Origin of the sequence: Streptomyces sp. NPDC047072 (assembly GCF_040643855.1) — a bacterium.
Lineage (GTDB): Bacteria > Actinomycetota > Actinomycetes > Streptomycetales > Streptomycetaceae > Streptomyces.
In genome coordinates this window covers 1-19,775 of the sequence record NZ_JBEYVC010000194.1, presented here as the reverse complement: position 1 = coordinate 19,775, position 19,775 = coordinate 1, and the positions used below count along the sequence as shown (strand labels likewise).

At 70.7% G+C, this 19,775-nt stretch carries 21 protein-coding genes and 2 pseudogenes; 15 read left to right on the top strand and 8 right to left on the bottom strand.

The window, feature by feature from the left end; translation table 11 throughout:
- The first annotated feature begins 282 nt into the window (after positions 1-282).
- Complete coding sequence (locus ABZ896_RS45115; RefSeq protein WP_360942554.1) at positions 283-678, top strand: hypothetical protein; 396 nt, start codon at positions 283-285, stop codon at positions 676-678.
- On the top strand, positions 672-1,010 hold the full coding sequence (locus tag ABZ896_RS45110; protein ID WP_360942551.1) for a type II toxin-antitoxin system PemK/MazF family toxin: 339 nt from the start codon (positions 672-674) through the stop codon (positions 1,008-1,010). Before ABZ896_RS45115 ends, ABZ896_RS45110 begins: the two co-directional genes overlap by 7 nt.
- Positions 1,011-1,088: 78 nt before the next feature.
- Here the strand turns inward: ABZ896_RS45110 and ABZ896_RS45105 are convergent.
- From ABZ896_RS45105 to ABZ896_RS45085, 5 genes and pseudogenes are all read right to left on the bottom strand, one after another.
- Positions 1,089-1,268: pseudogene (locus ABZ896_RS45105) on the bottom strand (site-specific integrase); the annotation flags it as partial.
- The gene (locus ABZ896_RS45100) at positions 1,241-1,672 is read right to left on the bottom strand and encodes a nuclear transport factor 2 family protein (protein WP_360942548.1); all 432 of its coding nucleotides are present in this window, start codon (positions 1,670-1,672) and stop codon (positions 1,241-1,243) included. The pseudogene ABZ896_RS45105 and the gene ABZ896_RS45100, both read right to left, overlap by 28 nt.
- Positions 1,673-1,674: 2 nt before the next feature.
- The gene (locus ABZ896_RS45095) at positions 1,675-2,481 is read right to left on the bottom strand and encodes an MBL fold metallo-hydrolase (protein WP_360942545.1); all 807 of its coding nucleotides are present in this window, start codon (positions 2,479-2,481) and stop codon (positions 1,675-1,677) included.
- The gene (locus ABZ896_RS45090; protein WP_360942542.1) at positions 2,478-3,095 is read right to left on the bottom strand and encodes a DsbA family protein; all 618 of its coding nucleotides are present in this window, start codon (positions 3,093-3,095) and stop codon (positions 2,478-2,480) included. Before ABZ896_RS45090 ends, ABZ896_RS45095 begins: the two co-directional genes overlap by 4 nt.
- Before the next feature lie 120 nt (positions 3,096-3,215).
- Positions 3,216-3,719 (bottom strand): MarR family transcriptional regulator, encoded by a 504-nt coding sequence (locus tag ABZ896_RS45085; protein ID WP_360942539.1) that lies wholly within the window; start codon positions 3,717-3,719, stop codon positions 3,216-3,218.
- Between the two features lie 107 nt (positions 3,720-3,826).
- On the opposite strand from ABZ896_RS45085, the gene ABZ896_RS45080 reads away from it, so the two are divergent.
- Positions 3,827-4,861 (top strand): acyltransferase family protein, encoded by a 1,035-nt coding sequence (locus ABZ896_RS45080; RefSeq protein ID WP_360942536.1) that lies wholly within the window; start codon positions 3,827-3,829, stop codon positions 4,859-4,861.
- Between the two features lie 107 nt (positions 4,862-4,968).
- Positions 4,969-5,475 (top strand): peptidylprolyl isomerase, encoded by a 507-nt coding sequence (locus ABZ896_RS45075; RefSeq protein ID WP_360942560.1) that lies wholly within the window; start codon positions 4,969-4,971, stop codon positions 5,473-5,475.
- A 7-nt stretch (positions 5,476-5,482) separates the two neighbouring features.
- Here ABZ896_RS45075 and ABZ896_RS45070 read toward each other — a convergent pair whose 3' ends face one another.
- Positions 5,483-6,538 carry a Ku protein gene (locus ABZ896_RS45070; RefSeq protein WP_360942533.1) on the bottom strand — a complete coding sequence of 352 codons (1,056 nt, stop codon included), beginning with the start codon at positions 6,536-6,538 and terminating at the stop codon, positions 5,483-5,485.
- Between the two features lie 39 nt (positions 6,539-6,577).
- Between ABZ896_RS45070 and ligD the strand changes: the two genes are divergently transcribed.
- Positions 6,578-7,459, top strand: coding sequence for a non-homologous end-joining DNA ligase (gene ligD, locus ABZ896_RS45065; RefSeq protein WP_360942530.1), 882 nt, complete (start codon positions 6,578-6,580; stop codon positions 7,457-7,459).
- 20 nt (positions 7,460-7,479) lie between these two features.
- On the top strand, positions 7,480-8,751 hold the full coding sequence (locus tag ABZ896_RS45060) for a vanadium-dependent haloperoxidase (protein WP_360942527.1): 1,272 nt from the start codon (positions 7,480-7,482) through the stop codon (positions 8,749-8,751).
- On the opposite strand, the gene ABZ896_RS45055 is transcribed toward ABZ896_RS45060, so the two are convergent.
- Positions 8,752-9,555 (bottom strand): nuclease-related domain-containing protein, encoded by an 804-nt coding sequence (locus tag ABZ896_RS45055; RefSeq protein WP_360942524.1) that lies wholly within the window; start codon positions 9,553-9,555, stop codon positions 8,752-8,754.
- A gap of 137 nt (positions 9,556-9,692) precedes the next feature.
- On the opposite strand from ABZ896_RS45055, the gene ABZ896_RS45050 reads away from it, so the two are divergent.
- The 8 genes from ABZ896_RS45050 (at position 9,693) to ABZ896_RS45015 (ending at position 17,530) form a co-directional block, all read left to right on the top strand.
- On the top strand, positions 9,693-10,199 hold the full coding sequence (locus ABZ896_RS45050) for a protein phosphatase (protein ID WP_360942521.1): 507 nt from the start codon (positions 9,693-9,695) through the stop codon (positions 10,197-10,199).
- Between the two features lie 186 nt (positions 10,200-10,385).
- Entirely contained in the window at positions 10,386-11,096 is a 711-nt protein-coding gene (locus ABZ896_RS45045) for a hypothetical protein (protein ID WP_360942557.1), read from the top strand.
- The gene (locus tag ABZ896_RS45040) at positions 11,093-12,340 is read left to right on the top strand and encodes a HAMP domain-containing sensor histidine kinase (RefSeq protein WP_360942518.1); all 1,248 of its coding nucleotides are present in this window, start codon (positions 11,093-11,095) and stop codon (positions 12,338-12,340) included. Before ABZ896_RS45045 ends, ABZ896_RS45040 begins: the two co-directional genes overlap by 4 nt.
- A gap of 134 nt (positions 12,341-12,474) precedes the next feature.
- Positions 12,475-12,849: an SH3 domain-containing protein gene (locus tag ABZ896_RS45035; protein ID WP_360942515.1), complete on the top strand. Its 375-nt coding sequence runs from the start codon at positions 12,475-12,477 to the stop codon at positions 12,847-12,849.
- A 41-nt stretch (positions 12,850-12,890) separates the two neighbouring features.
- Positions 12,891-14,252 (top strand): FtsW/RodA/SpoVE family cell cycle protein, encoded by a 1,362-nt coding sequence (locus ABZ896_RS45030; protein WP_360942512.1) that lies wholly within the window; start codon positions 12,891-12,893, stop codon positions 14,250-14,252.
- Positions 14,249-15,712: a penicillin-binding transpeptidase domain-containing protein gene (locus ABZ896_RS45025; protein WP_360942509.1), complete on the top strand. Its 1,464-nt coding sequence runs from the start codon at positions 14,249-14,251 to the stop codon at positions 15,710-15,712. The genes ABZ896_RS45030 and ABZ896_RS45025 overlap by 4 nt, the downstream gene beginning before the upstream one ends.
- Before the next feature lie 45 nt (positions 15,713-15,757).
- Positions 15,758-16,261: a DUF3291 domain-containing protein gene (locus ABZ896_RS45020; RefSeq protein WP_360942506.1), complete on the top strand. Its 504-nt coding sequence runs from the start codon at positions 15,758-15,760 to the stop codon at positions 16,259-16,261.
- 48 nt (positions 16,262-16,309) lie between these two features.
- Positions 16,310-17,530 carry a PQQ-binding-like beta-propeller repeat protein gene (locus ABZ896_RS45015; RefSeq protein ID WP_360942503.1) on the top strand — a complete coding sequence of 407 codons (1,221 nt, stop codon included), beginning with the start codon at positions 16,310-16,312 and terminating at the stop codon, positions 17,528-17,530.
- Positions 17,531-17,543: 13 nt separating this feature from the next.
- Here the strand turns inward: ABZ896_RS45015 and ABZ896_RS45010 are convergent.
- Positions 17,544-18,652, bottom strand: a pseudogene (locus ABZ896_RS45010) (ferritin-like domain-containing protein).
- 90 nt (positions 18,653-18,742) lie between these two features.
- Between ABZ896_RS45010 and ABZ896_RS45005 the strand changes: the two are divergent.
- Positions 18,743-19,681 (top strand): diiron oxygenase, encoded by a 939-nt coding sequence (locus ABZ896_RS45005; RefSeq protein ID WP_360942500.1) that lies wholly within the window; start codon positions 18,743-18,745, stop codon positions 19,679-19,681.
- The last annotated feature ends 94 nt before the right edge of the window (positions 19,682-19,775 follow it).

Below are 19,775 nucleotides of genomic sequence, written 5' to 3'. Positions count from 1 at the left end.
CACCTGGAGGACAGGGAATCGAACCCCGCGTGCCCGCTCAGCGAGTCGCGCCGCGTCCATAGCGGTCCGTCCAGGTGGGCCGGGCCCGGCCGGCCGTCAGTCTCACTGACTCCGGCCCTCTCTCGCTGTCTCTCAGTGTTCACGCACTATCTGCGATACACCTCTGAGGGCAGCACTCCCCCACCCCTGGCCGACCCGCCTGTACTGCCTTGACCAGCAGGGCCACACCCCCGACACTCGATGTATGACATCTGTACTACAGAGCTAGGGGAAGGAGGAACGATGTCTCCCGAAGGCACGAAGCGGAGCAGCGAAGTCAGCGTCACGCGCAAGGCTGCCAAGACCGCCACGACCCGCAAAGCCGCCAAGGCCATTCCGCCTCGACAACACCGCTCGCGTACCCCCGTAGGCAGCTACACCAGCTCCACTGAAGTGGCTCAAGTCCGACTCAGGCCTGATGAGATGGCAGATCTGCGGCTGGTGATGCAGTCCCTCAATCTTTCATCGGTCTCTGACGCCCTGCGAGAGGGACTCCGCTTGCTCTCACGCGAGGCGGCAGAGGTAGCGGCCGTTGAGGAGATTCGAACGTTCTACAAGGGTGCGCCTGCTCCAACTCCAGCGGGTGTGCTGCCCGCTACTGCTGAGGAACTGGCAGCAGCGGACGAAATCGAATGGTGAGACCAAGTTCCGCAATGCGCGGTGAGGTTTGGGGATGCACACTCCCAAATCCCATTGGCGCACACCCTGTAGTGGTTCTCACGGTAAATCGCATTGCCGAGCCGCTATCGGCAGTGACGATTGCGGTTGTCACGGGAACTTCTGGCCCTACCTCTACCCATGTCCCCATCGGCCCTGAATGCGGTGTCACCAAGTATGACGAATCCTACGTCAACTGCACTGACCTGCACACGGTCGACAAGTCCAGGCTCCGTAGGCGTCTCGGCTTGCTAGATGCAGCGGAGATGGAACAGGTCGAAAACCGAATCCGTATCATCTTGGGACTCTCCTAGGCGCCGCTGACCGAACAGCCTAATTAATGGAAGGGTGACCCGAAAATTCGGGTCACCCTTCCATTAATTACAACATCCCTACGCCGTATCCCCCTCCTCCTCTAACGCCTTTGAAATCTTCGCATTGGCAGCTTCTTCGTGACCGTCGATGCAACCGTGATACCTGCGGTGGATCACCTCAGGGGAATTCCCAACGCGCCGGGCCACCTCCGCGATCGGGACCCCGGCGTTCAGCCACCGCGTGATGCAGGCGTGTCGGTCATCGCCTCGCGGACGAGAGCCGTGTCGACGAACTGCTCGAAGCGGACGATCAGTCCGCCGCGGACCACGAAGTGGTGGGCGACGCGGACGTCGATCGCCTTGCCGGTGGCCTTGTTGGCCGCGGTGTAGCGGGCAAGGACCACGACGTTCTCGCCGTCGACGACGTAGGTGTCGTCGTGGGCGGCCCAGCCGTCCCAGTCCTGGCCGAGCTTCTCCATGACGTTGGAGGTGACGCCGTCGGGGGTGCGGTAGGTGCCGGCCAGCGGGAAGCCGGCCATCTCCGTCCACTCCACGTCGGGGGCGAGGGTGGCGCGCAGGGCTTCCAGGTCACCGGCCGCGGAAGCCAGGTACTGGCGCCGTACGACATCCGCGGGCGCGGCGGAGGTGGCGAAGTCGGTCATGGTCAGCCCCACTTCATCTCGCCCTTGGCGACCTTCGCCCCGATCTGGGCGGCGATCAGCATGCCGTTGTCCGGGTAACGCTTGACGAGCGCCTCGGTCAGGGCCGCGCCGTCGGCCGCCTTGCCCAGCTCCTCCTCGAAGGCGACCAGGTACGCGCGGGTGGCCGTGATCGCGGAGGCGTCGGCGGCGGTGCCGGGCAGGCGGTGGCCGGCCACGACCAGCTCCGGGTCCAGGGCCGCCATCTCGTCCAGCAGCTTGATCCAGGCGGCGCGGGACTCCGGGGTGGCGGTGTCGGCGACCCACACGTGCTCCTGCTGGAACAGCAGGACCCCGCCCAGCAGCGCGCGGGACTCGGCCTGCCACAGGTAGTGGCGGTCGGACAGCTCCGCGGAGCCGCCCTTGAGCTCGAAGCGGTGGCCCTCCAGGGTGAGGTCGCCGGTCAGCGGCTCCAGGTCGACCAGCCGGGTGGGGAGGTTCGGGCCGAGCGCGGCCCAGGCCTTCAGCTTGCCCTCGTAGGAGTGCTTGATGTGCTCGATGACGATCGGGGTGGCGACGAACCTCGCCTCGGGGAAGGCGTCGGCAATCACCTCGGCGCCGAAGTAGAAGTCGGGGTCGCCGTGGGAGACGAAAACGGTGGTGAGGGTCTTGCCCGAGTCGAGGATCTCGGCGGCCAGGCGGTGGCCGTCGGCGCGGGTGAAGGCGGCGTCGACCAGCAGCGCGTCCGTCTCACCGGTGACGAGGGTGGCCGTCTTGTTCTTGCTGCCGGCCGGGAAGTCGAGGTCGAGGACCTGGTAGGAGAGGGTGCTCATGAGAGGGCTCCTTGAGAGAGTCGTACATCGATGTCGTCGGCGGTGGCCCGGCCGCGGGCCAGTACGGCGACGCGGTCGCCGTCGACGGCGAGGAGGGTGGGGAAGCCGGTGACGCCGAGTTCGGCGGCGCGGTGGAAGTCGTCGGCCGCCTCGTCGAGGGAGTCGGGGGACTCGAAGGCGGCGACCACGGCGTCGGCGTCCAGTCCGGCCGCGGCGGCGACCTTCCGGTAGGTCGCGGGGTCGGACAGGCTCAGTCCGTCGACGTAGAAGGCCTCCTGGAGGGCGCCGGCCAGCTCGGCCGCGCGCTCGGGGGCGGCCCGGCGCAGGGCGGCGACTCCGCGGGCGGCGGCCTCGGAGTCCATCACAAACGAGCCGTCGGCGATCAGCCGGTCGTAGGCCTCGCCGAACTCGGCGCCGGTCAGGTCGGCGATCTGGGCGTTGGCGCCCTGGACGTAGCCGAACTGCCGGATCGGGACCGCGCGGGGGCCGGTGAACAGGCCGCCGGAGACGACCTCGACGGGCAGCTCCGGGTGGCGGGCGGCGACCTCGCGCAGGGTCGGGGTGAAGCCGTGCGACCAGCCGCAGTAGGCGTCGAAGGCGTAGACGAGCTGCATCGAAGACCTCGGAGAAGGTGTGGCGCCCGCCCGGTGCGAAGCGCTTTCGCCTGAGAGAACAGTAACTGACTCGTCAGACATTCCCATAGGCGCGTGACGGTCGCCACACCTGGAGGTCCGTCAGGGCAGGCGGGGCAACTCGTCCCGCGCGCTGTGACTCAGTATCCGCAGGTCCTCGGCGAACCGCTCGCGGTGGTCGGCCGGCAGGGGGGCCAGGAAGTGGCGCCGGATGTTCTCCACGTGCAGCCGGGACGCCCGTACGGTCGTCTCCGCGCCCAGCGGCGTCAGGCGCACCAGCCGCCCGCGCCGGTCGCCGGGGTCCTCGGCGCGCTCGACCAGTCCGGCCGCCTCCATCCGGTCCACCAGGCGGGTGGCGCCGCCCGTGGTCAGCACCTGCTCCTGCGCGACGGCCCGCATCGACAGACCGGGCTCGCCCGCCCGGCCGAGGATGAGCAGCACCTCGAACATCAGATGGCTGATGCCGCACTCCTGCTCCAGCGAGCGCCCGAGAAGGTACTCGAGCCGGTTCGCTGCCCCCTGCAACCGCCCGAACGCCAGCACCAGCGCGTTGTTCGCGGCCTCCTCGGGCGACGAGATCTCCGCCGTCCCCTCCTCAGCATCCATCCCCTGATCATGCCGTGCGTCCGGCGCCGACGCACCGCCCACCGGAAGGTGAACACCCGCACACACGTCCTCGGTTTGGGCGGGCGGTGAGTGGTGAGGCGGCTGGGATGTCACAGCGAGTTCCCGGGGAGCGGGACGCCCTCTTCGACAACGCCAAGTACCTGGCGATCGTCCTGGTCGCCATCGGGCACGCGTGGGAGCCGCTGCGGGACGGCAGCCGGACCGTCTCCGCGCTGTACCTGCTGGTGTACGCCTTCCACATGCCGGCGTTCATCGTCGTCTCCGGGTACTTCTCGCGGAACTTCGACGCGAGCCCGGCGCGGCTGCGGCGGCTGCTCACCGGGCTCGTCGTGCCGTACGTCGTGTTCGAGACGGCGTACACCCTGTTCACGCGCTGGACCGACCACGACCCGGACCGGCCGATCAGCCTGCTGGACCCGCTGTATCTGACGTGGTTCCTGGTGGCCCTGTTCGTGTGGCGGCTGACCACCCCGCTGTGGACGCGGCTGCGCGCCCCGCTGCCGGTCGCGCTGGCCGTGGCGATGCTCGCGACCCTCACGCCGTCGATCGGGAACGACCTCGACCTCCAGCGGGTCCTGCAGTTCCTGCCGTACTTCGTGGTGGGGCTGCTGCTGCGGCCCGAGCACTTCCGGCTGCTGCGGCAGCGGGCGGTACGGCTGTCAGCGGCGGGGGTACTCGCGGGCGCGCTCGTGGCCGCGTACTGGGCGGTGCCGCGGATGACGTCGGCCTGGCTCTACCACCGGGACAGCGCCCAGGAATTGGGCGCGCCCTTCTGGTCCGGGCCGGTGATGACCCTGCTGACCTTCGGCTGCTCGCTGGTCCTGGTCGCCTGCTTCCTCGCGCTGGTGCCGAGTCGGCGGACCTGGTTCACGGCGCTCGGCGCGGGCACGCTGTACGGCTATCTGCTGCACGGCTTCCTCGTGCAGGGCGCCCGCGCGTGGGGCTGGTACGACCCGGCGTGGATGCGGGGGCCGCTCGGCGTGGCCGTGGCCGCGCTCGTCGGCGCCGGGGTCGTGACCGCGCTGTGCACGGCGCCGGTGCGGCGGGTGTTCCGTTCGGTGGTGGAGCCGGAGCTGCGGTGGGCGTTCCGGCGGGAGGCCCTCACGCCCCGGCGGGCCTGACGGTGCGCCCCGGCGGGTCCGACAGTGCGCCCCGGCAGGCCCGACGCCGTGTGAAAAGATGCTGCGGTCATGCCCCACGAGAGGTCATGCCCCACCAGAAAGGGACGATCCCCATGTCCAGGGTCGAGCTGACCACGAACTTCGGCCGTATCGTTCTCGAACTCGCCGAGGCCGAGGCGCCCAAGACCGTCGAGAACTTCCTGACCTACGTCGGGAACGGCCACTACGACGGCACCATCTTCCACCGCGTCATCGACGGCTTCATGGTCCAGGGCGGTGGGTTCACCGCGGAGATGAAGCAGAAGCCGACCCTCGCGCCGGTGCAGAACGAGGCCGACAACGGGCTGAAGAACACCGCGTACACCGTGGCGATGGCGCGCACGAGCGACCCGCACTCGGCGACCGCGCAGTTCTTCGTCAACGTGTCGGACAACGACTTCCTCAACCACACGTCGAAGGACATGCGGGGCTGGGGCTACACCGTCTTCGGCAAGGTCGTCGAGGGCCAGGACGTCGTCGACCAGATCAAGGGCGTCCGTACGGCCACCAAGGGCGGGCACGGCGACGTCCCGACCCAGCCGGTGATCATCGAGTCCGCGAAGGTCGTCGGCTGACGATCGCTCACGCGGTGCGCTTGCGGGCGGTGGTCTTCTTGGCCGCCGCCTGCTTGGTCGCCGTCTTTTTGGCCGTCGTCTTCTTGGCGGCGGTGCTCTTCGCGGCGGCCGAGGTGCTCTTCGCGGTCGTCTTCTTCGCCGCCGTCGTCTTCTTGGCCGCGGCCGTCTTCTTCGCCGTGGCGCTCTTCGCCGTCGACTTCTTGCCGCCCGTCGCCTTCGGCGCGGCCCGCGCCGTCTTGCGCTGAGGGAGCCGTCTGACCTCTGCCGGGGTCTCTTCCGCCGTCTCGCCCCGTGACTCCTTCGCCTCGCGGACGCTCTTCTCCAGCGCGGCCATCAGGTCGAGGACCTTGCCGCCGCGTGCCGGTTCGGGCGCCTCCGGCGGGGTCTCGCCCGCGGCCTTCGCGGCGACGACCTCCTCCAGGGCCTCGCGGTACTCGTCGTGCAGGTCGTCGAGGTCGATCTCGCCGAGGGTGTCCATCAGCGCGTCGGCGAGGTCGAGTTCCTTGTCGCTCACCGTCACCGCGGTGTCCGGTGCGACCCCCTCGGGCGCGCGGACCTCGTCCGGCCACAGCAGCCCGTGCAGGGCGATGGCGTCCTCCACCACCCGGAGCATCCCGAGCCGCTCCCGCCCGCGCAGCGCGAACTTGGCGACGGCCACCTTGTTGCTGCGCTTGAGCGCCTCCCGCAACAGGGTGTACGGCTTGGCGGCCGCCGCCCCGCCCGCCTGGAGGTAGTACGCCGCGTCCATCTGGAGCGGGTCGATCCGGTCGCCCGGCACGAACGCCACGATCTCGATGGTCTTCGCCGTCGGCAGCGGCAGATGGGCCAGGTCCTCGTCGGTGATCGGCACGATCGTGCCGTCCGCGTCCTCGTACCCCTTGCCGATCTCCGCCTGGGCGACCTCGCGGTCCTCCAGTTCGCACACCTTGCGGTAGCGGATGCGGCCGCCGTCCTCGGTGTGGATCTGACGGAAGGAGATCGAGTGGCTCTGGGTGGCGTTGACCAGCTTGATCGGGATGCTGACCAGGCCGAACGAGATGGCGCCGTTCCATATGGATCGCACAACAGGGACCCTTTCCCAAATGTCTGGAATTCTCATGGTATGACGCCGATCACAGAGGTGGAGGGGCGACGGCTCGCGCTCAGCAACCTGGAGAAGGTGCTGTATCCGGCGACCGGCTTCACCAAGGGCGAGGTGCTGCACTACTACGCCACCACCGCCGAGGTCCTGCTGCCCCATCTGCGGGACCGGCCGGTGTCCTTCCTGCGCTATCCGGACGGCCCCGACGGGCAGGTGTTCTTCACCAAGAACGTCCCGCCGGGTACGCCCGACTGGGTCACCACCGCCGAGGTCCCCCGCTCGGAGGGGCCCGCCCGGATGGTGCTGGTGCAGGACCTGCCGAGCCTGATGTGGGCGGCGAACCTGGTGACGGAGTTCCACACCCACCAGTGGCTGATCGGCGACCCCGGCGAGGCCGACCGGCTCGTCTTCGACCTGGACCCCGGTCCGCCGGCGACGATCGTCCACTGCTGCGAGGTCGCCCTGTGGCTGCGGGAGCGGCTGGCGGCGGACGGGATCGAGGCGTACGCCAAGACCTCCGGCTCCAAGGGGCTGCATCTGCTGGCGGCGGTGCGCGGAGCGTCGTCCGACCGGGTCTCGGAGTACGCCAAGGAGCTGGCGGTGGAGGCCGAGCGGGCGCTGCCCCGGCTGGTCGTGCACCGGATGACCCGCAGCCTGCGCCCCGGGAAGGTCTTCGTCGACTGGAGCCAGAACGCCGCGCGGAAGACCACGGCGACCCCGTACACCCTGCGCGCCCGCCCCGAGCCCACCGTGTCGACGCCGGTGACCTGGGACGAGCTGGAGAGGTGCGGGGCGCTTTCACAACTCTCCTTCCTCGCCGGGGACTTGGGCCCGCGTATCCAGGACTACGGCGACCTGCTGGCCCCGCTTCTCGATCCGGACCGGGCGGGCCCGCTCCCCTGACCCCCGACAAAAGGAGCCGCATGCACATCCGACCGTCCGCCCGTGCCCTCACCACCGTCCTGAGCGCCCTCGCCCTGACCGCCCTCCCCTGGGCGGCCACACCCTCGCGGGCGGCCCCCGAGCCGTCCGCCGCCGTGATCACCGACTGGAGCAGGACCGCCATGGACGTCGTGGCGGTGGACGCCCAGCGGCCCACGGCCGAGCCCTTCCTCTGGTACGGCTTCGTCTCGACCGCCGTCTACAACGCGGTCGTCGGCATCGAGGGCCGCTACGCCCCCTACAAGTGGCACGCCCACGGCCCGCGCGAGGCCTCCTCCGAGGCGGCCGCTGCCGCCGCCGCCCGCAAGGTGCTGCTCACCTACTTCCCGGCCTCGAAGCGGCGGATCGAGACCGCCTACGCCGCCTCGCTCGCGAAGATCCCGGACGGCAGGGCGGAGAAGCAGGGCGTCCGGTTCGGTGAGCGGGCCGCCGACCGGATCATCGCGCTGCGCGAGAACGACGGGCGGGGCGCCGAGGTGCCGTTCGACCCGAAGCCGGCGCCCGGGGTCTGGCGCCCCGCGCCGCCCTCGTACAGCCCGGCCGTGAACCCGTGGCTTGGCAAGGTGCGGCCGATGACCTTCGACGACCCGGCGCGGTTCGTGCCGGGTCCGCCGCCCGCGCTCACCTCGAAGCGGTACGCCCGTGACCTGGCCGAGGTGAAGGCGGTCGGCGCGAGGAACAGCACCGCGCGGACGCCCTGGCAGACCGAGACCGCGCTGTTCTTCTCCGACCCGCTGCCGCAGCAGCTCCAGCGTGCCTACGCCGACCACGTCACCCGGCACAAGCTGGACATCGTCGACGCGGCCCGGCTGTTCGCCGCCGCCAACACGGCCGCCGCCGACGCCACGATCACCACCTGGAACGCCAAGTTCGGCTACGCGTTCTGGCGGCCGGTCCACGCGGTCCGGCTGGCCGACACGGACTCCAACCCGGCCACCGAGGCCGACCCGGCGTGGGAGCCGCTGCTGCGGACACCGCCGTACCCGGAGTACATCGGCGGGCACTGCGCCAACGACGGCGCCGTCATGGCCGTACTCGACGGACTGACCGGCGGGGACATCGACCTGCGGGTCTCCTCGGCGGTGACCGGGACCACCCGGACGTACACCCGGGCCGCCGACTTCAACCGGGACGTGATCGGGGCGCGGATCTGGAGCGGGATCCACTTCCGCACCGCGGACGTCGTGGGCAACGAGGTCGGGCGGCGGATCGGGGAGCGGACGCTGGAGCGGTACTTCCGGCCGCTCGGGTGACTACACCTTCGTCCAGGTGTGGCGGTCGCGGGCCATCGCGTGCAGGGCCTCCACGTCGGCCGGCTTGAGGACGCCGCCCAGACGGGCGAGGTCGGTGAGGTCCGTGTCCCTGAGGACGCGGACCTCGCGGGGCGGGAGGGCGACCGAGACGTCGGCGGGCGCTACGAGAGCCAGGACCGGGTGGACCTCGGCGGTCAGGGCGTAGGAGGCGCGGTCGGCGTCGGCGCGGACGCGGCGGAGCAGGGGCCGGGGGTCGTGGCGGCCGAGGCCGACCATCGGGTCGGCGACCGTGACCTTCTGCTTGCGGGCGTACAGGGCGTGCACGGCGAACAGGCCGCCGGGGCCGATGACCAGGTGGTGGACGCGGTCGCCGCCGGGCAGGGGCACGGAGTGCAGGGCGTGCCAGCCGGCGCCGTCGAGGCGGTCCAGGGCGTCGCCGACGGTCTGTTCGGCCTCCAGGGCGCGCCTCCTGGGGTCGCGGCGGATCCGGTGCGGGGATGCCGGGTCGCGGTCCAGGGCGATCTGGAGGGCCTCGCCGGGGCGGTTGGGGGCCAGGTCGTCGTCCGGGTGCAGGGAGAGGCGGGCCAGCTCCGCCGGGGACGGCACGGGCGGCGGGCCGACGGCGACGGGGCCGCTCAGGAAGGGGCCGAGGGCGTCCAGGACGTCCTCCCGCCGGTCGTCGCTCAGCAGATTGATCCGGGCGGCCTCACGGTCGTACCAGGCGATGTTCCTGCCGTCCGTGAGACACACGTACAGCCGTTCCTGACCATGACGCCAGGCCGGCACGACACGCAGTCCGCTCATGTGCCATCACCCCATCGACCATGGGAACAGGCGGGGTGCTGCCCCGGCAAGAAGGCGGTTACCTTTGGGGAGAGTCGCAAGGCTTGTTGCAGGGCTTGTGCAGGGCTTGTTGCTGGCGGGGGCTTGGGGAGGCGCCGTTGCGGTCGCGCGGGAAGCAAGCCGGGGTGCCGAGTCCGGATCGGCCGTGGAGCGAGATCGTGCCGGGGCTGTGGATGGGCGGGCACGAGTTCAAGGGGCCTTCCGGACAAGTGGAGTTCGCGGTCGTCCGCGACGAATTCGATCTGGTGCAGACGTTGTTGAGGCTGCCGGAGCACGGTCCGGACCCGGGTGTCGAGCACCATGTGTGGCCGATCCCGGACGGCCCCCTGGACGGCACCCAGCTCGCGGGGGTGATCCGGCTGGCACAGGCCGCGGGCGACGCGCTGGACGAGGGCCGCAGGGTCCTCGTCCGCTGTTACAGCGGCTACAACCGCTCCGGCCTGGTCGTCGCCCAGACCCTGATCCGGCGCGGACACACCCCCGACGAGGCGATCCGGCTGATCCGGGCCCGGCGCTCCCCGTGGGCACTGCACAACGACCTGTTCGTCGAGTACCTCCGGGCGGGGCTGTCGACGGCCCGGCTGCTGGAGGAACTCCTCGAGTAGCAAGGGGTAGCGGGGCCGATCGGAGGCACCGGAACGCACAGGAACCTCCCTGCGAATAATGTGTTCGGGGCCGACACGCCTGTCTGCCCGCGTCCCGAGAGCACCTCGCTGTCCGAAGTCACCAGGAGCCCAGTGCCGCCCGCCCCGCCAGCCCGACCGCGCCGCGCGACCCGCCGCGCGACCCGTCTGCGCGCGGTCGCCGTCGCCGTGCTGCTGACGGCCGCCCTGGCGGGCTGCGGCGACGCCGGCGACCTGGTCGGCGCGGGCTCCACGGCCACCGCCATCAGCCCCGACCGGCTGTGGCCGGAACTGACCCCCGCCTCCAAGCCCGCCTTCCAGATCGGCGAGGTGGAGAACGTCGTCGTCAAGGGCGTCTCCGTACCCGGCGACGACATCCGCGCGGTGGACCCGGTCGCCGTCGTCCGCGCCGAGATCAAGGCCAGCCCCGGCGACTACTCCGAGGGCGCCTACGACGAGACCGCCCGCCGGATCGCCTACTGCGGCAAGCCCGGGGCGGAGGGCCGCAAGTGCCCCGTCTTCAAGGCGTACTACCGCGACCTCACCGGCGACGGACACGACGAGCTGACCCTGGGCTTCGAGCAACTGCCCGGCAACATCACCGCCGTCCGCGTGTACACCGTGGAGAAGCACCGCCTGGTCCAGGTCATGCACTGGGAGGACGCGGTGAGCGGGGTGGAGCTGGCCGCGCGGTCCCTCATCATCCGCTCGCCGTCGGAGGTGCCGGGGTACGAGTACCGGCTGCAGTGGACCTGGGACCCGCAGCAGAAGTCGATGCTGCTGACCCATGACGAGATGCTGCGCACCGACTCCCAGGACAAGGGCCGCGGCCTGACCGCCTCGCCTTCCCCGAGTCCTTCCCCGAGCGCCACCCGATGAGGCTCGCGCTGCCCCGCTGGGCCGGCACCCTCGCCGTGAAGGCCGCCGTCTTCATCACCGTGATGTGCTGCGCCCTCGCCGCGCTGCTCGGCGTGCTCGTGCACGTCTCGGTGACCAACCAGACCGTCGGCCAGGCCCGGGAGCTGGCGCTGAGCAAGCTCACGGAGGCGACCCGGTCGTACGAGGCCGGGGACTCGCTGATGTGGGACGCCGGGGTCGACCCGCCGGACCTGCCCGCGTCGCTGCGGGCGCTGGCGGCGGCCGGGGACCGCGGCACGATGGTCGGCGAGCACCGCGGGCGCCCCACGATGTGGGCGGCGGGTCCGGTGGACGACGGCCGGGCGCTGGCCGTCGAGGTCGACTACTCACAGGGCACCCGCACGATCGAGGGGCTGGACCGGGCGATCCTGTGGTCGTCGGCGCTGGCGATCACGGCGACGCTGCTGGTCGGGGCGTTCGCGGTGACCCGGGTGACGCGGCGGCTGGACACCACGGCGCGGGTGGCGCGGCGGATCAGCGCGGGCGACCTCGACGCGCGCGTGGACGATCCGCGGAGCAAGGAGCCGTCGCGACCGCAGGACGAGGTGGCCGCCGTCGCCGCGGCGCTGGACTCCATGGCGGCTTCCCTGCAGGGCAAGCTGCTGAGCGAGCAGCGGTTCACGGCGGATGTCGCGCATGAGCTGCGGACGCCGCTGACCGGGCTGCACGCGGCGGCGGAGCTGTTGCCGCCGGGGCGGCCGACGGAGCTGGTGCGGGACCGGGTGGGGGCGCTCAGGACGCTGACCGAGGATCTGCTGGAGATCTCGCGGCTGGACACGGGGCGGGAGCGGGTGGAGTGGGGCACGGAGCCGCTCGCCGCGCTGGCCGAGCGGGTGGTGCGGGCGTCGGGGACGTCCACGGAGGTCGTCGTGGTGCGGGATGTGGCCGTGGAGACGGATCGGCGGCGGCTGGAGCGGGTGTTGGGGAACCTGGTGGCCAACGCGCATCGGCATGGTCGGGGGCCGGTGTCTCTGACGGTTGACGGGCCTGTGGTGACCGTGCGGGATCACGGGGACGGGTATCCGGAGTACCTCGTGGAGCATGGGCCGCAGAGGTTTCGGACGGAGGGTGGGGCTACGGGGCATGGTCTCGGGCTGACCATCGCGGTGGGGCAGGCGGAAGTGTTGGGGGCGCGGCTCTCGTTTTCGAACGCGGCGAGTGGTGGGGCGGTCGCGACGTTGGTCTTGCGGTCGTCGAGCGAGTGACCACCGGTGGGGGCTTGTCGCGCAGTTCCCCGCGCCCCTGGGTGGGTTCACGTGTGGGTTAGCCCAAAAGGCGACCTTCTTTCCTTCCTCTTAGCGTGGCGGATAGTCAGGTTCGTCCTCTTTTGGAGGTCTTCGTGTCTCTGCGTTCCCGTGTTTCCATAGCCCTCGCCGCCGGGGCCGTCGTCGCCGCGGCCGCCGTCACGCCCGCTGTCGCCGACGACGACTGGGGGGACCGCGGCGACTGGGGCAACCACCAGCAGCAGCACCACAACCCGAAGCTGTACAAGGGCGTCGTGACGGCCAGTTCGCTGGCGCTGCGGGCCGCGCCGAACCGGGGCGGGCAGATCATCCGGTACGCCTACCAGGGCGAGGTCGTGCACATCTTCTGCAAGACCTCCGGCCAGACCATCCAGGGCAACCCCCTCTGGTACCTCCTCACGGACGGCACCTGGGCGTGGGGCGCGGCCCGGTACATCGACAACATCGGGCCCGCGCCGCGCTGGTGCTGAAACCCGGCGGGAAACAAGCCATATTTGGGTAGGTTCCGGACATGACCAAGGCCGGAACCACCGTGGCCCCCGCGGACACCCCCGCCTCCGCGGTACGCCTGCCCCGGCGCCGTGGCATCGAACTGGCCCTCATCGTCCTCGCCGTCCTGCTCTGCGTGTACGGCTACTGCGCTGTCGGCCTCGCCCGGCACGGCACCGTCCCGCCCGGCGCCGCCGGTTACGGCGCCGGGCTCGGTGTGCTCGCGCTCGTCGCCCATCTCGCCGTACGCCTGCGGGCGCCGTACGCCGATCCGCTGCTGCTGCCCATCGCCGTGCTGCTCAACGGCCTGGGCCTGGTCCTGATCTACCGGCTGGACCTGGAGACGCCCGGTGACCGCGCGGCCCCCGCCCAGCTGGTGTGGTCGACGGTCGGGGTGGGCCTGTTCATCGTGGTCGTGCTGGCGCTGCGCGACCACCGCGTGCTCCAGCGGTACGCCTACGTCTGCGTCGCCGCCGCGCTCGTGCTGCTGACCCTGCCGATCCTCTTCCCCGCGGTGAACGGCGCCCGCATCTGGATCCGGATCGCCGGGTTCTCCATCCAGCCCGGGGAGTTCGCGAAGGTGCTGCTCGCGGTGTTCTTCGCCGCGTACCTCGCCGACAACCGCAACGCGCTGGCGTACGCGGGCCGCCGGATCTGGGGGCTGCAACTGCCCACGGGCCGGGTCCTCGGCCCGCTGCTCGCGATCTGGCTGGTCAGCGTGGGCGTCCTGGTGCTGGAGCGGGACCTCGGGACCTCGCTGCTGTTCTTCGGGCTGTTCGTGGTCATGCTGTACGTCGCCACCGGGCTGACCGGCTGGATCGCGCTGGGGCTGCTGCTGGCGGCCCTGGGTGCCTACGCGGTGGGGCGGTTGGAGCCGCATGTGCACAGCAGGGTCGAGGACTGGCTGCATCCGTTCGCGTCGATCGAGGCCGGGCAGGGGCCGAACCAGCTCGCGCAGTCGCTGTTCGCCTTCGCGGCGGGCGGGATCCTCGGCACCGGGCTCGGCCTCGGGCACTCCGTCCTCATCGGCTTCGCCGTCAAGTCGGACTTCATCCTCGCCACGGCCGCCGAGGAGCTGGGCCTGGCCGGCCTGTGCGCGATCTTCCTGCTGTACGCTCTCCTCGTGGAGCGCGGCTACCGGGCCGCCCTAGCCCTGCGCGACCCCTTCGGGCGGCTGCTGGCCGTGGGGCTGGCGTCGATCGTCGCCCTCCAGGTGTTCGTGATCGCGGGCGGGGTGAGCGGGCTGATCCCGCTGACGGGCATGGCGATGCCGTTCCTCGCCCAGGGCGGCTCGTCGGTCGTCACCAACTGGGCGATCGTGGCCCTGCTGATCCGGGTGAGCGACTCGGCCCGCCGCCAGTACGACGGCAAGGAGGCGCCGTGACCCGCTACGTCCGGCACGCGGCCTGCTTCTGCGCCCTGCTCTTCCTCGCCCTGCTCGTCAACGCCACCCGCGTGCAGGTCTTCCAGGCCCGGACCTACGACGACAACACGGCCAATCGCCGCCAGTTCATCGCCCAGTACGGCCGGCAGCGCGGCGACATCCTGGTCGGCGGGCGGGCGGTCACCGGATCCCGGGACACCGGGGAGCAGCTGCGCTACGAACGGACGTACACGCAAGGGCCGTTGTACGCCCCGGTCACCGGCTTCGCCTCGCAGGAGTACGGCACCAGCCTGCTGGAGCACGCCGAGGACCCGGTGCTGTCGGGGGCGGATCCGCTGCTCACGCCGTTCCCGCTGTGGAACGACTTCGTGCACCGCCGCAGCCCGGGAGGCGACGTGGTGACCACGCTCGACCGGGCCGCGCAGGAGGCGGCCTACGGCGGTCTGGGCGGGCGCAAGGGCGCGGTGGCCGCGATCGAGCCGGCGACCGGGCGGATCCTGGCCCTCGTCTCCTCGCCCTCGTACGACCCCTCCGTGCTGTCGGGCAACAGCGCGGCGGTGGGCCGGTCCTGGGCCCGGCTCAACGCGGACGTGGACAAGCCGATGCTCAACCGGGCGGTACGGCAGACCTATCCGCCGGGTTCGACGTTCAAGGTGGTGACCGCGGCCGCCGCGCTGGACGCGGGGGTCGTCACGGACGTGGACGCGCCGACCGACTCGCCCGCGCCGTACACCCTGCCCGGGACCCGGACCTCGCTCACCAACGAGTCGGACGGCTGCGCGGACCTCTCGCTCAGGGAGGCATTCAAGTGGTCGTGCAACACGGTGTTCGCGAAGCTCGGCGTGGACGTGGGGGTCGGGGACATGACGGCCACCGCGCACGCCTTCGGCTTCAACGACATCTCGCTGCGGATCCCGTTCTCGGTGGCGCCGAGCACCTTCGACCCGGCCGTCGACAAGGCGCAGTTGGCGCTGTCCTCGATCGGGCAGTTCAACACCCGGGCCACTCCCCTGCAGATGGCGATGGTCGCGGCGGCGGTGGCCAACGGCGGGCAGATCAGGGCCCCTTACCTGGTGCAGCGCACGACCACCGACGACGGCGACACGGTGGCCACGGCGGGCTCGCGTCCGGTGCGGCAGGCGATGCACCCGGCGACCGCGGTCCGGCTCAAGGAGCTGATGACCGAGGTGGTCACGGACGGCACCGGCACCAACGCGGCCATCCCCGGCGCGATCGTCGGCGGCAAGACCGGCACCGCGCAGCACGGCGTCGGCAACTCCGGGACGCCGTACGCCTGGTTCGTCTCCTGGGCGCAGGGCGCGCGGGACATGGAGCCGGGGGTCGCGGTGGCGGTGGTGGTGGAGGACGCCTCGGCGGACCGTCGGGACATCACCGGGGGCGGGATGGCGGCGCCGATCGCCCGGGCGGTGATGGAGGCGGTGCTCAACTCCAAGGAGTGAGACGGGGGTTGAAGCCGCCGCTCGCACCTACCTAACGTTCGGTACATGAATTCAGCCGCGTACGAACTCGCCCAGGTGAACATCGGCCGCCTCAAAGCCCCCCTCGACTCCCCGCAGTTGAAGGACTTCGTCGACAACCTCGACCCCGTGAACGCCGACGCGGACGCGGCCGACGGATTCGTCTGGCGGCTCCAGGACGACAGCGGCGACGCGACGTCCGTGCCCGTCTTCGGCGACGAGTGGCTGATCATCAACATGTCGGTGTGGCGGGACACGAACGCGCTGACCGCGTACATGTACCAGGGCGGACACCGCGAGATGCTGGCCCGCCGCAGGGAGTTCTTCGAGCGGGTCCAGGAGGCGATGGTGGCGATGTGGTGGGTCCCGGCGGGCCACCGCCCCACGGTCGCGGAGGCCGAGTCCCGGCTGCTGCACCTGCGCACCAACGGCCCTACGCCGTACGCCTTCACGCTCCGGACGTCGTTCCCCGCGGGCGCGGCCGCCCCGGTCGCCCTGGAGATCCCGGACGACCTGGGCTGCTCGGTCTGAGCCCCGTAGGCTTCCCCCCCGGTATCGGATCTTCGTGGGTGGGGACGCGTGTACGAGGACAAGGCGCCGGAGTCGGCATGGCTGCCCAGACGGCGGTTGCGGAAGCTGAAGCCGATGTGGGTGGCCCGGCACTCCGGTCATGACGACCGGGAGACGCTGGGCAGCCTGCTCCACGACGGGCTCGTCGTCAGGGCCGCCTTCGACCGGCTGCGGGCCTTCGACACCGGGACCGGCGCGGAGCGCTGGAGCTGGCAGGTGCCGGGGCGGGACGTGCTGGCGGCCATGACCGACGAGGTGGTCGACGGCGTGGGCCTGCTGGTCCACTGGCCGGACACCCGCGAAGGACGGAAGCAGGCCCGCGTCACCGCTCTCGACATGACGTCCGGCAAGGCGCTGTGGACGGTGCCACGGGACCTCGACGAGCTCTGGCACCACAGCTCCGGTCTCCGGCCCGGCAGCGTCGCCCTCTCCGGCGAGCACGCGCTCGTCGCCACCGGGGAGGCCGTCGTCGGGCTGGACCGCCGTACCGGACGACAGGTGTGGGTCATGCGGCACGGCCCCGACCACGGGGTGCGGATCGGGGCCGCGGGCGAGCGGTTCTACGTACTCACCCTGCGCGCGGGGGCCGCCACCGTCCGGGCGGTCTCCGTCACCGACGGCCGCGTGCTCTGGAAGAAGCCGCTGGCCGTCGACGGTCCCGTGGCGAAGGCGGAGCTGGTCAGCGCCGCGCCGCTGCTGATCTCCGTCGAGGGCGAGGGACGGCGGGGCACGGACCGTCTGCTCCGGCTGGACTCCGACGGGAACACGGTCACGGAGTTCTCGTCGGCCGGCGAGGGCTCCAGGGCGGTGGCACACGAGTCCTGGCGCATCACCGACCGCCGGCGGTGGGTCACCTGGGCCGGGGACACCCTGATGACGTTCGTCAACGTGCCGTCGTCCGAGTATCTGTTCCGCCTCGCCGGGTTCTCGCTGTCGACAGGGCGGCACCTGTGGACGTGGGACGGCCGGGGCTTCGATGCGCTGACCTGCCACCGCGGCCATGTCGTCGCCCTGAAGCACTTCGAGGACTCGCACGAAGACACCACCGTCTCGTGGCTGTGCGAGGTCGAGGTGATCGACCCGGCCGACGGCCGTCGGGTGGCGCGGCGCCGATTGCGGGTGAAAGAGGACGAGCCGTACACGATCCATCTGCACGGCGACCGGCTGCTCTGGGTCGGCAAGAAGAGCGGGCCGCTGGAACCGCCGGTGAAGGCCTACGACTGGCGCTGAGGGACGGCCGCTCTCACTCCCCCGCCCCCGCCTCGACGGTCCGCTCCACCTCCGCGACCCGCTCCCGTTCCTCCGCCGCGAAGCGCTCCGCGTCGAGTTGCTCCGCGATCTCCTCGTCCTGGTGCATCAGCAGATCGAGGCTGGAGTCGCCCATCTCGAAGACGCCCATGTCGACGTAGGCCTGCTGGAGGCGCTTGCCCCACAGGCCGATGTCCTTGACGCAGGGGACGATCCGGGAGAAGAGCAACCGGCGGAAGAGGGCGAGGAATTCGGAGCGTTCGGCGTACTCCTCGGCCTCCGCCTTCGGGATGCCGAAGTTCTCCAGCACCTCGACCCCGCGCAGGCGGTCGCGCATCAGATAGCAGCCCTCGATGACGAACTCCTCGCGCTCGCGCAGTTCGGCGTCGGAGAGCTGCCGGTAGTAGTCCCGCAGCGCCATCCGGCCGAAGGCCACGTGCCGGGCCTCGTCCTGCATGACGTAGGCGAGGATCTGCTTCGGCAGCGGCTTGTCGGTGGTGTCGCGGATCATGCCGAACGCGGCCAGCGCGAGGCCCTCGATGAGGACCTGCATGCCGAGGTAGGGCATGTCCCAGCGGGAGTCGCGGAGCGTGTCGCCCAGCAGCGACTGGAGGTTGTCGTTGATCGGGTACAGCAGCCCGATCTTCTCGTGCAGGAAACGGCCCCGTAGATCTCCGCGTGCCGGGCCTCGTCCATGACCTGGGTCGCCGAGTAGAGCTTGGCGTCGAGGTCGGGCACGGACTCGACGATCCGCGCGGCGCACACCATCGCGCCCTGCTCGCCGTGCAGGAACTGGCTGAACTGCCAGGAGGCGAGGTGCTTGCGGAGTTCGCCCTTGTCGTGGTCGGTGAACTTCGTCCAGTACCTGGTGCCGTAGACGGAGATGGACTCGTCGGGGGTGCCGAGGGGGTCGTGCGGATCGACTTCGAGGTCCCAGTCGATGCGCTTCTGTCCGTCCCACTGCTTGTCCTTGCCCTTCTGGTAGAGGGCGAGGAGGCGTTCGCGGCCGTCGTCGTACTCCCAGCTGAAACGCGCTTTGCCGGTGGCCGGTACCTGCCAGTGGGGGTCCCCGGGTTCGGTGGTGTACAGGTCGAATGTCGGCATGTCCCGCAGGCTGCCCCTTCGTAGACGCGGGGTCAACAAGTCGTGCGCGGGGGATTGACGGGCTTGCTGACAAGCAGTCTCATAAGTGCCATGACGAGTCTGACAGAAGTCGACGCGCTCGAAGGGCTGCGTGACGCGCTCGGTCTGCTCAAGGACCGGGAGCAGGTGGCCGAACGACTGCTCGACTCCGCCAAGAAGCACTCCTTCGACCCCGACGAGGAACTGGACTGGGACGCGCCCTTCGAGGAGGGCAAGTGGTTCTGGCCGCCGGAGCTCGTCTCGCTCTACGACACCCCGATGTGGAAGCGGATGAGCGAGGAGCAGCGGATCCTGCTCTCCCAGCACGAGGCCGCGGCGCTGGCCTCACTGGGGATCTGGTTCGAGATCATCCTCATGCAGCTGCTCTGCCGTCATATCTACGACAAGGCGGCGACGAGTGCGCATGTGCGGTACGCGCTCACCGAGATCGAGGACGAGTGCCGGCACTCCAAGATGTTCGCGCGGCTGATCTCCCGTGGCGGGACGCCGTGGTATCCGGTGAGCCGGCCCCATCAGGCGCTCGGGCGGCTGTTCAAGACGATCTCCACGACACCGGGGTCCTTCACGGCGACGCTGCTCGGGGAGGAGGTGCTCGACTGGATGCAGCGGCTGACGTTCCCGGACGAGCGGGTGCAGCCGTTGATCCGGGGGGTCACGCGGATCCATGTGGTGGAGGAGGCACGGCATGTGCGGTACGCCCGCGAGGAGCTGCGGCGCCAGATGGTGACCGCTCCGCGGTGGTCGCAGGAGTTCACTCGGGTCACCTCCGGTGAGTTCGCGCGGGTGTTCTCGGTGGCGTTCGTGAATCCGGCGGTGTACGGGAACGTGGGCCTCGACCAACGGGAGGCCTTGGCTCAGGTGCAGGCGAGTGGGCACCGTAAGGAGGTCATGCAGACCGGCGCGAAGCGGTTGACGGACTTCCTGGACGATATAGGGGTTCTGAGGGGTGTCGGGCGAAGGCTGTGGCGGTCTTCGGGACTTCTGGCTTGATCGTCGGGTGACGGCCCGGTGGGGGCTGGTCGCGCAGTTCCCCGCGCCCCTAAAAGAAGGCTCCACTGGACCTACCTATAGGGGCGCGGGGAAC